Genomic DNA, 13547 nt, shown 5'->3' on the forward strand with positions numbered 1-13547 from the left:
AATGACCATAAATAAGTATCAGGGAAAAACGAAAGAAGAAGCAATTGAAAAAGCAAAACAGGAGCTTGGCGAAGGCGCGGTTGTGATGAATGTTAAGGAGATCAAACCGACAGGTATGTTTAAGGCCTGGAAAAGTTCCGTGTTTGAGGTTACAGCAGCAAAAGAAGAGAAAGATGATTTTGTAGATCCAAGACAGGTTGCCGATCTGGCGGCAAAAACAGTTAAAACATTAAATCTTGCAGCAGATGAGAAAATCAGTCCAAAAGAGTTCTCAAATGACAGAACACAGGATATCCTGTCAGGACGTCTTACAAGTGCACCGGAACTGCATGCACCAGAGCTGCATGCATCAGAGCTGCATGCAAAAGATGGATTGGAGAAAAGACTCGAAAATCTTTCTAATATACTGGAAAAACAGCTGTCTGCTGAGGAAAGCAGACAGAAGGAAGTAAAGGAAGAAGAAAAAGAACATCAGGTTGTGAACCCGGAGGGATTGCAGTTCATAAAAATGCTTTACAGAACGCTGCTGGAAAATGAGGTAAACGAAAAGTATGTCAACCAGATTTTAGACGAAGCAGAGAAAGTGATGCACAGTGGAAGCAGCGTGGATGTGATATTGTCAAATGTGTACCAGAAAATGATCTTAAAATTAGGACAGCCGGATACAATCTGTGTTACCGGTAAAAAACCGAGAATTATTTTCTTTGTTGGCCCGACAGGTGTGGGAAAGACAACAACGATTGCCAAGATTGCCTCTAAGTATAAACTTGAGATGGGGATGAAGATTGCGTTCCTGACAGCGGATACTTATCGTATTGCTGCTACGGAGCAGCTTCGGGTGTATGCCAATATCTTAGATGCACCGATGAGCATCATTTATTCTTCCGAGGAGATGAATGCCGCGATTGAAAGAGTCAGTGAATATGATCTCATTTTTGTAGATACGGCAGGTTTTTCCCACAAAAATGATGAGCAGTGCAATGATATGAAAAAAATGCTTGCGGGACTTGATGAAGCATATGAAAGAGAGGTATATCTGGTAGTCAGTGCGACAACTAAGTATAAAGATCTTCTGGAAATTGCTGACCGTTATAAAGAGATTGCCGATTACAAGCTGATATTTACCAAATTGGATGAAACTGAGGCTTATGGTAATATTTACAACATCAAGATGTATTCGGGAGCACCGCTTTCCTACATGACAAACGGACAGAATGTGCCGGATGATATAGAGGAATTTAATACACAAAAAATAGTAAAACAACTTCTGGGAGGCAGATAATGATATGGATCAGGCTCAAAATCTCAGAAATGTAATTAAAGTAAAAAATCAGAGCCGGAAACTGGATGCACGTGTGATTACCGTGACGAGTGGAAAAGGTGGAGTTGGAAAATCGAATGTTGCAGTGAATCTTGCTGTGCAGATTAGTAAATTAGGAAAGAAAGTACTGATTTTTGATGCTGATTTTGGACTTGCCAATGTTGAGGTTATGTTTGGAGCAGTTCCCCGTTATAATCTGGGAGATTTTCTGTTCCAGAGAAAGAGTATGACAGAAATCATAACAGAAGGTCCTATGGGGATTGGATTTATCTCAGGTGGAGCAGGGGTCTTATGTATGAACCAGCTGGCAGACGAACAGATCAGATATCTGATCCGTGGTTTATCTGAATTAGATCAGTATGCAGATGTGATCCTGATCGATACAGGAGCGGGGATATCAAATCAGGTTATGGAGTTTGTCATGGCGAGTCCGGAAGTTCTTGTTGTAACAACTCCTGAACCGAGTTCTTTGACCGATTCCTATTCATTGCTTAAAGCATTATATCATAACCCTTTATTTTCACGCGAACAGACAGATATCCGGATCGTATCAAACCGTGTGGTATCTAATGAAGAGGGACAGCAGGTATATGAAAAATTGAATTCTGTAGTAGAACAGTTTCTGGATGGTTCTGTGAATTATCTTGGGATGATTCCTCAGGATCACATGCTGGAACGTTCGGTAAGACAGCAGAAACCTGTTTCACTGAATGCACCGATGGCAAAGTCAGCAAGAGCATTTGAAACTATGGCAGCGAATCTGATTTTACAGGAACAGAAAATACCGGATAAACGGTTGGGAATTGCCAGAATGTTTTCAGATTTCTGGTGGCAGAAATACTAAGGAGGAATGGATATGAAGGTTTCAGACATTATACGTATAGGCGATAAGATTGATATCCGTGTTCTTCAGGAAGTTGAACAGGCAGAAAAAACGGATGTCACTGTTAAAACATATAAGAGTAAAGTACTTGATTTCTGTTCAAATGGGAATATGGAGATAGCAATGCCAATGGAGGCGGGTAAACTGGTATTATTACAGCTTGGTGTCCGCTATGAACTCGTGTTTTTCTCACGCGAGTCACTGTATCGAGCCGTTGGTCAGGTAAAAGAACGATATAAAAAAGACAATATATATATGCTTGAGATGGAATTGAAATCCCAGCCGGAAAAATTTCAACGGAGAGAATACTTCAGATTTCCGTGTCTGCTCGATTTTAAATATTATGAACTGACGGCTGAACAGGCTATGCTTGACAGTGTGGAGGCTATTTTTTCAGAAATCCGTGATGAACACTTTTATGAGAAAGAACGAAAAGGAAAAATCATGGATTTAAGTGGCGGAGGAATCCGTTTTACAACAGAACAGGAGCAGAAACCTGGTACGTGGATATTGGCAGAATTAAGGCTGAAGAGCCAGACAATGGATAATCAGTATTATATTGTTGCAAATGTGATAGAATCAGGTAAAATAGAATCAGCGGCGGAATATGGATTTATGTCGCGTGCAAAATTCAGTATCAAGAATGATCGTGTAAGGGAAGAAATTATTCGTTACATCTTCGAAGAAGAGAGAAGAATGCGTCAGCAAAATGGCAGTGAGAGGATAAAAAAATGAAAAAAAATATTCTTGTTGTTGATGACTCTGCACTCATGAGAAGGGTGATCTGTGATATTATTAATTCGGATGAAACATTTCAGGCAATCGATACCTGCAGAGACGGTCTGGATGCACTTGAAAAATTAAGAGCAAAAAGATATGACGGTGTGGTATTGGATGTTAATATGCCGCGGATGGATGGACTTGCTTTATTAGAGCATCTTCAAAAAGAAAAAATCCGTGCTACGGTCATCATGGTCAGTACTACGACTACAAAGGATGCCGAAGTTACCATGCTTGCCATGGAACGGGGGGCAGTTGATTTTGTGCCGAAGCCGACGAATGTGATCGAGGCAAAAGGTGAAGCATTTAAGGGTAAACTTCTTGGAGTGCTGAATGCAGTTTTAAAAACACAGAAGATGGCTTTGGGCAGCAAATCGGCTGCAACACCGGAAAAAGTAGTCTTGCGCAGAAACACAGAGCCGGTTCGAAGCAGAAATAAATTAGTTGCATTGGCATGTTCGACGGGAGGTCCGAAAGCTCTTCAGAGTGTGATTCCATATCTTCCTAAAAATCTGGATGCACCAATGGTTTTAGTGCAGCATATGCCTGCAGGATTTACAAAATCCATGGCAGACAGACTTAACGAAGTCAGTGACATACATGTCAAAGAGGCGGAAGATGGAGATGTGCTCAAAAAGGGAACGATATATATTGCTCCCGGCGGAAAGCATATGGAAATAAAGAAAAGTCCTGACGGAAGCCATAAAATCAGACTCAATGATGAATTGCCTCCTATCGGCGGATTAAAACCGTGTGCAGACATTACTTATGATTCGTTGCGAACCTGTGGATATGATCAGATAGTGTGTGTTGTACTGACCGGTATGGGAGCAGATGGTACCAAGGGAATAAAATCCTTAGCAAAGAGTAAGCCGGTATATGTGATATCGCAGAATGCCGAGACTTGTGTGGTATACGGAATGCCTAAGTCGATTGCTGAAACCGGACTGGTAAATGAAGTGGTTCCTCTTACACAGGTTGCTCAAACAATAACAAAGAATGTGGGGGTACAGTAATATGGATGTAAGCCAATATCTTGAGATTTTTATTGATGAAACAGAAGAACATCTGCAGACTTTAAGTGACTGCATTATGGAACTTGAAAAAGAACCGGAAAATATGGATACTATAAATGAAATTTTCCGTGCAGCCCATTCCTTAAAGGGTATGGCAGGTACCATGGGATTTAAGCGCATGCAGCGACTGACCCATGATATGGAAAATGTTTTTCAGGAAGTCAGAAGTGATAAAGTTAAAGTTAACAGTAATATGATCGATCTTCTTTTTAAATGCTTAGATGCCATTGAAAGCTATCTGAACAATGTAAAAGCAAGTTCTGACGAGGGAACAGAAGATAATGAACTGATCATCAAAGAATTGAATGATTTTATCGCCGGTGAAGAGAATGCTGAGAAAAAAGCAGAAGAAGCTGCTCCGGCACCAAAAGAAGAAAATACAGATGAAGCAGCTAAGAATGGTGAAAAGAAGTATTTTGAATTTGAACTGAACGAGACAGACCGTACAAAGTTAAAAGAGGCTGAGAATAATGGTTTACATATTTATGGAATGACCGTATATATTCAGAAAGAATGTCTCTTAAAGGCAGCACGTGCGTTTTTGGTGTTTAAGGCTGTAGAAGAGTTTGGACAGATTCTTGTATACAACCCGACATCTCAGGAAATTGAGGACGAGCATTTTGAAAATGATTTCAGTTTCTTTATCGCATCCGAGGAAGCATTCGATAAAATTTTACAGGCAGCACAGTCTGTATCTGAAATTGAAAAAGTAGTCGGCGAAGAGGTAAAATGTGACGTGCTTGCAGAAAAACAGGCACAGGCAGAAAAGGCTGCAGCAGAAGAGGCAGCAAAGAATGAGACACCGGTTCAGGCAGAGACAGCACCGGCTCCGGAAGTAAAAGCAGCACCGGCGAAGGCTCCGGCAGCACAGAATAATAAAAAACAGACTGTTGCAAAACCAGTTACAAACAGAACGGTACGTGTTGATATTGAAAAACTGGATGCATTAATGAACCAGGTATCAGAGCTTATTATTGCAAAGAACAGTCTTGTTGCGATTGGCTCCACAGAGTCCGGTGATTTCCAGAATCAGACTTATCATGAGCAGATTGAATATCTTGAGCGTATTACAACCAATCTTCATGAGTCGGTTATGAAAGTTCGAATGGTTCCAATCGAGAGCGTTGTAAATAAATTCCCTCGAATGATCCGTGACCTGTCAAGAAAGCTGGACAAAAAGATGGAGCTTTACATGACTGGTGAGGATACAGAGCTTGACCGTACGGTTGTTGACCAGATCGGTGATCCTCTGCAGCACTTACTGCGTAACTCTGCTGACCATGGTCTTGAGGATAACGAAACACGTATTGCTCTCGGTAAACCGGAAGTGGGAAGCATTTTCTTAAATGCATTCCAGGAAGGCAATAATGTCATCATCCAGGTCGGAGATGACGGTGCCGGTATTGATGTGGCTGCAGTACGTGATAAAGCAATCGAGAGAGGCATTATTACAGAAGAACAGGCTGAGAGCATGAGCCAGAAAGATATTATCAATATCCTGTTCCTTCCAAGTTTCTCAATGTCCAAAAAAATTACCGATATCTCAGGACGAGGTGTTGGACTTGATGTAGTAAAATCCAACATTGAAGCATTAGGTGGTGATGTTGAAGTTAAGACAGCAATGGGTGAGGGTACAACTTTTACAGTACGTCTGCCGCTTACTCTTGCAATTATCCAGGCTCTGATGGTAGAGGTAAGAGATGAAAAATATGCGATCGCACTTGGTTCCATCTCCAATATTGAGGATATTCCGGTTAAGGATATCAAGTATGTGGAGGCACAGGAAGTAATTCATCTGCGTGGCAAGGTTATCCCATTAGTACGGCTCGATAAAGTGCTTGATCTTGAGCCAAGGGAAGAACCGGAAAGCCTGACCGTTGTTATTGTAACGAAAGGTGACAGCATGGCGGGTCTTGTAGTTGATAACCTGATCGGACAGCAGGAGATCGTAATCAAGTCACTTGGAAAATACATTGACAATAACAAGCTGATCAGTGGTGCAACCATCCTCGGAGATGGCGAAGTTGCATTGATCTTAGATGTGAATACGTTAATGTAATGGAGGGTACTTAGCATGGCAAATAATAATCTTGAAACAACGGAAAAAGAATCCAAACAATATATCGTTGTCATGGTGGGCAGTGAACAGTATGGAATTGATATCAGCTATATTGATAACATTGTCCGCATGCAGAAAATTACAAGAGTTCCGAAAGTACAGACATATTTTAAAGGTGTGATCAATCTTCGTGGTGAGGTTGTTCCGGTTATGAGTGTACGCAAAAAAATGGGACTTGAAGATGATGTGCTGACAAATGCAAGCAGAATCATTATCTTAAAATTAGAGGAAAATGCTTCTTTAGGTGTCATCGTAGATGAAGTAAGAGAAGTTGTAAATTTAAGTGAAGATGAAATTGATAAAGTTTCTAACAAAGGAAGATTTATCAATGGAATCGGAAAGCATGGAGATCAGCTGATTTCCCTGCTTGAGATCAATGCACTTGTAGAGGAAAATAATTAATGAAAAGGTGGGGTTTTATGAAACATAAAATCCCACCGGATCTTTATCTGATGTGCAAAATGAGAGGAGAATCAGCAATTCATGGGAAATTTAACGTTGGAAGACGTAAATAATATGTATCTCGATGTCTTAAAAGAGATTGGTAATATCGGTGCAGGAAATGCAACTACCGCAATTGCAAATATGCTTGGCATGAAAATCGACATGAATGTCCCGAACGTAAAACTGATGGAAGTTTCAAAATTAGGAACGGCTGTCGGAGCGGAGGATGAAACAATTGTTGGCATTTTCTTAGAGGTGCTGAATGACATCGAAGGTAGTATGATGTTTCTGGTAGATATTCCATCGGCACGTTATCTTGTTAACAAACTGATGATGGAAGATGTGCCGGCAGATAAACCATTTGATGAAATGGAATTATCTGCGTTAAAAGAAATAGGAAATATTATTGCAGGTTCTTATCTGTCAGCCCTTTCTTCTATGACGAATCTTGTGATTTCTCCGTCTGTTCCTTATATTGCCGTAGATATGGCAGCTTCTATCTTAAGTGTGCCGGCCATTGAGTTTGGACAGTTTGGTGATAATGCACTGTTGATTCAGACTGAGATCTGTGCGGACGTGGCAATCAATGGATATTTTATATTGATGCCAGAGCAGGGGTCCTATGAAAAGATATTAACGTCACTTGGAATCTCACTGTAAGGAGAAGGATATATGAGCGAAGTAATAAAAGTGGGCATGGCAGATTTGAATATATGTAAAGCCCCTGATGTTATTACAACTTTGGGATTGGGTTCGTGCATTGGACTGGTATTTTATGATCCGGTATCAAAAGTTGGGGGAATGGTTCATTATATGCTCCCGGACAGTACAAAAGTCAGAAATAACAGCAATATCGCAAAGTTTGCAGATACAGGGATTGATGAATTATTACGCCGTGTAATTGCGGCAGGAGCAAATAAGGGCAGATTGATCGCTAAAATTGCCGGCGGTGCAAAAATGTTTGAAGTGAGTGGTTTGTCAGATGTTGGTAATATTGGTGCGCGAAATGCAGAGGCGGCAAAAGCAAAATTAAAGCAGCTTGGAATCAGGCTTGTTGCAGAAGATACAGGACTTAATTATGGTCGTACTGTTGAACTTCATTGTGATACAGGCGAGTTTTATATCAAATCAGTAGGCAAACCTTTAAAGATTATCTGATAGAAAGGCATGGATGCATTATGAAAACAAAGCCGATACCAGCTATCGTTATGCTTGTGGCAGGACTGGTTGCCTGTATTGCGGGAATGGCGGGACATATGGAAACCGGCAGATTTGTAAAAATGCTGCTGGTTGTCTTAATTGTGTTTTATATTATTGGCGGGATTGTAAAACTGTTGATTGATAAAAATTTTAAGGATATGGAAGAGGAAACCACGGATGGTGAAGAAACTCCGGCAGAGTCAGAAGATCAGGCAGAACCGGAGCAGGAAAGCGATGAACAGGATGACGAATAACTGAAACGTGGGGGCTTCATATGAAAACGGTAGAAAAAGAAAAGCTCTGGGAGGAATATCGGAAAAATCCTTCCGCGGAGCTGCGGGAGAAAATTATTATCGAGTATGCTCCACTGGTGCGGGTTGTGGCAGGACGGCTTAGCATGTATCTCGGATATAACGTAGAGTATGAAGATCTGGTTAGCTATGGTATATTTGGACTGATAGACGCAATAGATAAATTTGATCGTGGAAAAGATGTAAAGTTCGAGACGTATGCAAGTTTAAGAATACGTGGATCCATATTGGATCAGATAAGAAAGATGGATTGGATTCCACGGACGGTGCGGCAGAAACGCAAGAAGATCGAGGAAGCGATCAAGCAGATCGAAACTAAGACAGGACAAAATGCTTCGGATGAAGAAATAGCAAAAGAATTAGGAATCGGTGAGGAAGAATTAAATGACTGGCAGACGCAGTTAAATGTCACAAATGTTATCTCACTGAATGAATTTGTGGAGCAGGGCGGAGAACCTGTGATGGATGCAAAAAATAATTCACATTTCATCCAACCCGAGGAGTCTGTTCAGGAAGAAGAACTGAAAAAAGTTCTGATGGAGTCACTGGAGCTTTTGACAGAAAAAGAGAAAAAAGTTATTTTATTATATTATTATGAGGATCTGACGTTAAAGGAAATAAGCAGCATCCTTGAAGTCTCGGAATCGAGGGTTTCGCAGCTTCATACCAAGGCATTGTTAAAAATGCGTAAAAAGATGGGAAACTATATGGGAATACTGATTGACTGACAGAAGAGTCCGGAGGTGATATGTTATGTCGATAAGACCAGTTGATTTGAGTGGAATGATACAACGAACGCAGGACATTGGCAACATTAAGCATGCGGAGGACAGCAGACCGATCGTAGATCAGTATAACATTGAGGTAAGGCAGGAAAAACAGGAATCTGATTTGTCCCACAAAGTACAGGACCCGGAACAGAAGGATAATCAGGAATTTCGATATGATGCCCGGGAAAAAGGAAATAACAGTTATAACGGTAGTGGAAAAAAGAAAAAAAAGCATGGTCAGTCAGAAGAGGATGAAGGAAGTGTTCATGTTAAGGAACGCAGGACCAGCTTTGATGTCAAAATATAACGAAAGGCGTAATAGTTGATATGACGGGAATAGTAATTTTTTTGCTTCTGACGGGGGTTGTTTTTATGGTTGGAAGTTTTTTTATCACGGAACGCTTATCTCCATCCGAATTAAATAAGATTGCAGAGTTAAGTAAGGACGAACTGGGCAGAATCATTGACGGTGCTCTGTCAGATGCCAGCAGTAAAGTAGAGGAGGCAATTCAGACACAGATCGATGCTTCTTCGGAACAAGTGGAGCGTGCACTGGAAAAAGAAACAAATGAAAAGATCATGGCCATCAGTGAATATTCAGATACAGTCATGGAAAACATGAATAAAACCCATAATGAGATCATGTTTCTTTATAATATGCTGAATGACAAACATGCAGAGCTGACAGGTCTTGCTACTGATCTGCAGAAGATCGCAGCAAATGTCAAGAGTATACAGGATGGGTTGGCAAAGAAAAAAGCACCGGAGCCAGTTCCTGTGGCGAGGCCTGAGTCCGTAGAAGAAAAAGTGGAAATAAAAGAACAGAAAATCCCAGTCGTAAAAAAGAAAGAAAATCCTGATACAGAGGAAAACCACACGGGTAAGATTCTTGAAATGCGCAAAAAGGGAATGCAGAGTGTTGAGATTGCAAAAGCACTAGGAGTAGGACTCGGAGAGGTTAATCTTGTACTTGGACTTTATAAAGGGGATACAGATTCGTGAAGCTAAAATATTATTTAAGAGGACTTGGTATAGGTATCATTGTCACAACAATTATTCTTGTAAGCTGCTTTTCAATGCAGAAACCTAAAATGACAGATGCACAGATCATTGAAAAGGCATCCCAGCTTGGTATGATTATGCCGGAACAGGACAGTGTAGTCGCTGCAGAGACAGAAACCACAGAACCGGAAGAAACACAGCAGAAAAATGAACAGCAGGTGGCAGCAGAAGAAGCACAGCAGGAGACAGAACAGCAGACAGAAGTGCCAAAAGAGCAGGCAACAGAAGAAACACAGCAGGATGCGCCGTCAGAAGATACAGAGAATGCAGAAAATGAAGAATCAGCACAGCAGGAACCGTTTACGCTTGTTGTAAACCGTGGAGATGTATGCAGAACAATGTGTGAGAATCTTGCTGCCAATGGTGTGATCGATGATTCGGAAGGGTTACGCAAATATTTGAGTGAAGTTGGTTATGCTTCCTTTATCAGTGCTGGAACCTACCAGATTCCGTATCACGCATCTTATGAAGAAATTACAAATATTTTAAAAGCCGGACCGATGGAACAGCAGCAATAAAATAGAATAAAATAAAAAATACGCTCCAATCAGAAAAAAGTACTTGATTCTGGTTGGGGCGTATGTTATAATTTGCAAGGTTATGACGGAATAAAAAAGAATATTCCAAACAAACACATGTGTGGACTGACAGGCTGGTGCCAGATGGTCGTCTGAAAGAATGAAACACATGGAAGCAACTTATAAAAAGCCTGACGCACAGCTTTTTATAACAACAAAAACCAGGAGGTAGAAACATGAGCGTTATTTCAATGAAACAGTTATTAGAGGCAGGTGTTCACTTTGGACATCAGACAAGAAGATGGAACCCTAAAATGGCTCCATACATCTACACAGAGAGAAACGGAATCTATATCATTGATTTACAGAAATCCGTTGGTAAAGTAGATGAGGCTTACAAAGCAGTATCTGATATCGCAGCAGCAGGTGGCACAATTCTTTTCGTAGGAACAAAGAAGCAGGCTCAGGATGCAATCAAGACTGAGGCAGAGCGTTGCGGAATGTTCTATGTAAATGAGAGATGGTTAGGTGGTATGCTGACCAACTTCAGAACTATCCAGAGCCGTATTGCAAGATTAAAAGAGATCGAGACAATGGCAACAGATGGTACTTTCGAGGTATTACCAAAGAAAGAAGTTATCGCACTGAAAAAAGAGTGGGAGAAATTAGAGAAAAACCTTGGTGGTATCAAGGAAATGAAAAAGATCCCGGATGCAATCTTCGTTGTAGATCCTAAGAAAGAAAGAATCTGTATCCAGGAAGCTCATACATTAGGAATCAAATTAATTGGTATCGCTGATACAAACTGTGATCCGGAAGAGTTAGATTATGTAATTCCGGGTAATGATGATGCTATCAGAGCCGTTAAATTAATCGTATCTAAGATGGCAGATGCTGTTATCGAGGCTAATCAGGGTGCAGAGATGACTGCAGAAGAGGCAGAGTCTGCAGCAGCTGACGAAGCAGTAGAGGAAGCATAAGAACAAATTAATTTTGGAGGATTGAAAAATGGCTATTACAGCAGCTATGGTAAAAGAACTGCGTGAGATGACTGGCGCAGGTATGATGGATTGTAAAAAAGCATTAAACGAGACTAACGGAAATATGGACGAGGCTGTTGAGTTCTTAAGAAAGAACGGACAGGCTAAGGCTGAGAAGAAAGCAAGCAGAATCGCAGCAGAGGGTCTTTGCACCGTTGTTGTAAAAGATGATACAACAGCAGCAGTTGTTGAAGTTAACTCTGAGACTGATTTCGTTGCTAAGAATGAGACATTCCAGAATTTCGTAAAAGCAGTAGCAACTCAGGCTGTAAACTCTGATGCAAAAGATATGGATGCATTTATGGCAGAGGCATGGAACGAGGATGCTTCTAAGACTGTTAACGATGCATTAGTAGAGAAAGTAGCTGTAATCGGAGAGAACTTAAAGATCCGTAGATTTGAGAAAGTTGTTGCAGAGCATGGCTGCGTAGTTTCTTATGTACATGGCGGCGGAAGAATCGGTGTTATCGTAGACGCTGATACTGATGTTGTTAATGATGCTGTAAAAGAGGCTATGGTTAACATTGCAATGCAGATTGCAGCTTTAAATCCAAAATACGTTTCCAGAGACGAAGTAAGTGCTGATTATATCGCACATGAGAAAGAGATTCTTTTAGCTCAGATCATGAACGATCCGAAAGAGTCCCAGAAACCGGAGAAAGTTATCAACGGTATGATCGAAGGACGTATCAGCAAAGAGTTAAAAGAAGTATGCTTAGTAGATCAGGTATACGTAAAAGCTGAGGATGGAAAACAGACCGTTGCTAAATACCTTGAAGAGGTTTCTAAAGCAGCTGGATGTACTGTAAAAGTTAAGAGATTTGTTCGTTTTGAGACTGGTGAAGGTCTTGAGAAGAAACAGGAAGACTTCGCAGCAGAAGTTGCAGCTCAGATGAATGCTTAATTTGATATTGTGCTAAGTTCCTGAACATATTGATAACCCTTATGAATGATGCAGACATCATTTATAAGGGTTATTTTTGACTCTAAATATTGATCTTCCGCTGGAAAGTTCCTGGTGTCATTCCATATTTCTTTTTAAATTCCCGATGAAAATAGGATAAATTATTAAATCCACAGGAAAGTGAGACCTCAAGAGAGGATTCTGCACCCTGTTCGAATAGCTCTGCCGCTTTTTCCAGTCGGATATTCCGTACATACTCCATGGCAGATTCTCCCATATATTTTTTGAAAAAACGCATGAAATGGTATTCGCTGAAACAGCAGATGGATGCGAGATCGGCGATTGATAAAGGCTCTGCATAATGATGTTCAATGAATTCTAACACGGCTTTCAGTTTGCTGGTGTGTTCATTGGAAAGCTGGGAAAATGCAGAATCTTCCTGACAGAAAGGAAGCAGCAGAGCGATCAGTTCTAAAAGGAGAGACTTGATCTTCAGTTCATAACCAATGGATTTACTGTGATAAAGCTGACTAAGCCTTTGAAAAATCGACAGGGCGTCTCCATAGATGGGATGTTCTTTTTTTATGATATAAGGAGGAATTAATTTTTGCATTGCAAGCGGCGCGAGATATTTGACTGCACAGATATCCGCGTTTCCCATGCCAAGATAATTCATATGAAAAACATATGTTTCGGAAGTCATTACCGGATCTGTGTCAGCGTGGATAGAATGAAGGACTAAAGGTGGTACAAATATAAGATCTCCCGCATCTGCAGAATAGGGACAAAGCTGTATCTGATAGGTACAGCCTCCGTTTGTAATCATTGTAAACTCAGCCTCATCGTGCCAGTGCGCAGTGACTGCCGGACAGGTGGCAGACAGGTTTGTGACATAGCATTGCAGAGGAAAGAGCTGTTCACCGTGTTTTGCTTTTTCTTTTTGGTCTAAAGATAAACTGATTGCCATAAAAACTCCATTCTGCCGGTGCAGATTTTGGTCTGTATATGCGAATCTGCTGCCAGCTTTTTTACTACCTGAAAATACACAATATATCCAAGCATGAGTTGCCCTGTGTAGGGTGGTTCCGGGGGTTTTCGATTGGCAAATTGCATCAAGCC

At 40.9% G+C, this 13547-nt stretch carries 16 protein-coding genes; 15 read left to right on the top strand and 1 reads right to left on the bottom strand.

Annotation, left to right across the window (positions count from 1 at the left end; translation table 11 throughout):
- The first annotated feature begins 1 nt into the window (after position 1).
- From flhF to tsf, 15 genes are all read left to right on the top strand, one after another.
- A complete protein-coding gene (flhF, locus tag DXA60_RS12885; protein WP_117921799.1) occupies positions 2-1282 on the top strand; it encodes a flagellar biosynthesis protein FlhF in 1281 nt (426 codons plus the stop codon).
- Positions 1283-1286: 4 nt separating this feature from the next.
- A complete protein-coding gene (locus DXA60_RS12890) occupies positions 1287-2165 on the top strand; it encodes a MinD/ParA family protein (RefSeq protein WP_117921801.1) in 879 nt (292 codons plus the stop codon).
- Between the two features lie 12 nt (positions 2166-2177).
- The gene (locus DXA60_RS12895; RefSeq protein WP_241070989.1) at positions 2178-2939 is read left to right on the top strand and encodes a flagellar brake protein; all 762 of its coding nucleotides are present in this window, start codon (positions 2178-2180) and stop codon (positions 2937-2939) included.
- On the top strand, positions 2936-4000 hold the full coding sequence (locus DXA60_RS12900) for a protein-glutamate methylesterase/protein-glutamine glutaminase (protein WP_117921805.1): 1065 nt from the start codon (positions 2936-2938) through the stop codon (positions 3998-4000). The genes DXA60_RS12895 and DXA60_RS12900 overlap by 4 nt, the downstream gene beginning before the upstream one ends.
- A gap of 1 nt (position 4001) precedes the next feature.
- The gene (locus tag DXA60_RS12905) at positions 4002-6119 is read left to right on the top strand and encodes a chemotaxis protein CheA (protein WP_117921807.1); all 2118 of its coding nucleotides are present in this window, start codon (positions 4002-4004) and stop codon (positions 6117-6119) included.
- A 15-nt stretch (positions 6120-6134) separates the two neighbouring features.
- A complete protein-coding gene (locus DXA60_RS12910) occupies positions 6135-6581 on the top strand; it encodes a chemotaxis protein CheW (protein WP_006857472.1) in 447 nt (148 codons plus the stop codon).
- 81 nt (positions 6582-6662) lie between these two features.
- On the top strand, positions 6663-7283 hold the full coding sequence (locus DXA60_RS12915; protein ID WP_117921809.1) for a chemotaxis protein CheC: 621 nt from the start codon (positions 6663-6665) through the stop codon (positions 7281-7283).
- A 12-nt stretch (positions 7284-7295) separates the two neighbouring features.
- Complete coding sequence (locus DXA60_RS12920; RefSeq protein ID WP_117921811.1) at positions 7296-7781, top strand: chemotaxis protein CheD; 486 nt, start codon at positions 7296-7298, stop codon at positions 7779-7781.
- 20 nt (positions 7782-7801) lie between these two features.
- Positions 7802-8077: a hypothetical protein gene (locus DXA60_RS12925; protein WP_117921813.1), complete on the top strand. Its 276-nt coding sequence runs from the start codon at positions 7802-7804 to the stop codon at positions 8075-8077.
- Positions 8078-8097: 20 nt separating this feature from the next.
- Positions 8098-8862 (top strand): FliA/WhiG family RNA polymerase sigma factor, encoded by a 765-nt coding sequence (locus DXA60_RS12930; protein ID WP_117921815.1) that lies wholly within the window; start codon positions 8098-8100, stop codon positions 8860-8862.
- A 25-nt stretch (positions 8863-8887) separates the two neighbouring features.
- Positions 8888-9211: a hypothetical protein gene (locus tag DXA60_RS12935; protein ID WP_117921817.1), complete on the top strand. Its 324-nt coding sequence runs from the start codon at positions 8888-8890 to the stop codon at positions 9209-9211.
- Between the two features lie 65 nt (positions 9212-9276).
- Positions 9277-9906: a DUF6115 domain-containing protein gene (locus tag DXA60_RS12940; protein WP_243006880.1), complete on the top strand. Its 630-nt coding sequence runs from the start codon at positions 9277-9279 to the stop codon at positions 9904-9906.
- Entirely contained in the window at positions 9903-10484 is a 582-nt protein-coding gene (locus tag DXA60_RS12945; RefSeq protein WP_117921821.1) for a hypothetical protein, read from the top strand. The genes DXA60_RS12940 and DXA60_RS12945 overlap by 4 nt, the downstream gene beginning before the upstream one ends.
- A gap of 236 nt (positions 10485-10720) precedes the next feature.
- Positions 10721-11464, top strand: coding sequence for a 30S ribosomal protein S2 (gene rpsB / locus DXA60_RS12950; RefSeq protein WP_022112309.1), 744 nt, complete (start codon positions 10721-10723; stop codon positions 11462-11464).
- A 28-nt stretch (positions 11465-11492) separates the two neighbouring features.
- On the top strand, positions 11493-12428 hold the full coding sequence (gene tsf, locus DXA60_RS12955) for a translation elongation factor Ts (protein WP_117921823.1): 936 nt from the start codon (positions 11493-11495) through the stop codon (positions 12426-12428).
- An 82-nt stretch (positions 12429-12510) separates the two neighbouring features.
- On the opposite strand, the gene DXA60_RS12960 is transcribed toward tsf, so the two are convergent.
- Positions 12511-13395, bottom strand: a complete 885-nt coding sequence (locus tag DXA60_RS12960) for an AraC family transcriptional regulator (protein ID WP_117921825.1) — start codon at positions 13393-13395, stop codon at positions 12511-12513.
- Between the last annotated feature and the right edge of the window lie 152 nt (positions 13396-13547).

This window comes from Roseburia sp. OF03-24, assembly GCF_003463035.1.
GTDB classification, from domain to species: Bacteria; Bacillota; Clostridia; order Lachnospirales; family Lachnospiraceae; genus Roseburia; species Roseburia rectibacter.

Excerpts from the sequence above, each read along its gene's own strand:
- DXA60_RS12895 (WP_241070989.1), top strand. The coding sequence starts at position 2,178 with ATGAAGGTTTCAGACATTATACGTATAGGCGATAAGATTGATATCCGT.
- DXA60_RS12890 (WP_117921801.1), top strand. The coding sequence starts at position 1,287 with ATGGATCAGGCTCAAAATCTCAGAAATGTAATTAAAGTAAAAAATCAG.
- DXA60_RS12930 (WP_117921815.1), top strand. The coding sequence starts at position 8,098 with ATGAAAACGGTAGAAAAAGAAAAGCTCTGGGAGGAATATCGGAAAAAT.
- tsf (WP_117921823.1), top strand. The coding sequence starts at position 11,493 with ATGGCTATTACAGCAGCTATGGTAAAAGAACTGCGTGAGATGACTGGC.
- DXA60_RS12910 (WP_006857472.1), top strand. The coding sequence starts at position 6,135 with ATGGCAAATAATAATCTTGAAACAACGGAAAAAGAATCCAAACAATAT.
- DXA60_RS12900 (WP_117921805.1), top strand. The coding sequence starts at position 2,936 with ATGAAAAAAAATATTCTTGTTGTTGATGACTCTGCACTCATGAGAAGG.
- rpsB (WP_022112309.1), top strand. The coding sequence starts at position 10,721 with ATGAGCGTTATTTCAATGAAACAGTTATTAGAGGCAGGTGTTCACTTT.
- DXA60_RS12915 (WP_117921809.1), top strand. The coding sequence starts at position 6,663 with ATGGGAAATTTAACGTTGGAAGACGTAAATAATATGTATCTCGATGTC.
- DXA60_RS12920 (WP_117921811.1), top strand. The coding sequence starts at position 7,296 with ATGAGCGAAGTAATAAAAGTGGGCATGGCAGATTTGAATATATGTAAA.
- DXA60_RS12940 (WP_243006880.1), top strand. The coding sequence starts at position 9,277 with ATGGTTGGAAGTTTTTTTATCACGGAACGCTTATCTCCATCCGAATTA.
- DXA60_RS12905 (WP_117921807.1), top strand. The coding sequence starts at position 4,002 with ATGGATGTAAGCCAATATCTTGAGATTTTTATTGATGAAACAGAAGAA.
- DXA60_RS12960 (WP_117921825.1), bottom strand. The coding sequence starts at position 13,395 with ATGGCAATCAGTTTATCTTTAGACCAAAAAGAAAAAGCAAAACACGGT.
- DXA60_RS12935 (WP_117921817.1), top strand. The coding sequence starts at position 8,888 with ATGTCGATAAGACCAGTTGATTTGAGTGGAATGATACAACGAACGCAG.
- flhF (WP_117921799.1), top strand. The coding sequence starts at position 2 with ATGACCATAAATAAGTATCAGGGAAAAACGAAAGAAGAAGCAATTGAA.
- DXA60_RS12925 (WP_117921813.1), top strand. The coding sequence starts at position 7,802 with ATGAAAACAAAGCCGATACCAGCTATCGTTATGCTTGTGGCAGGACTG.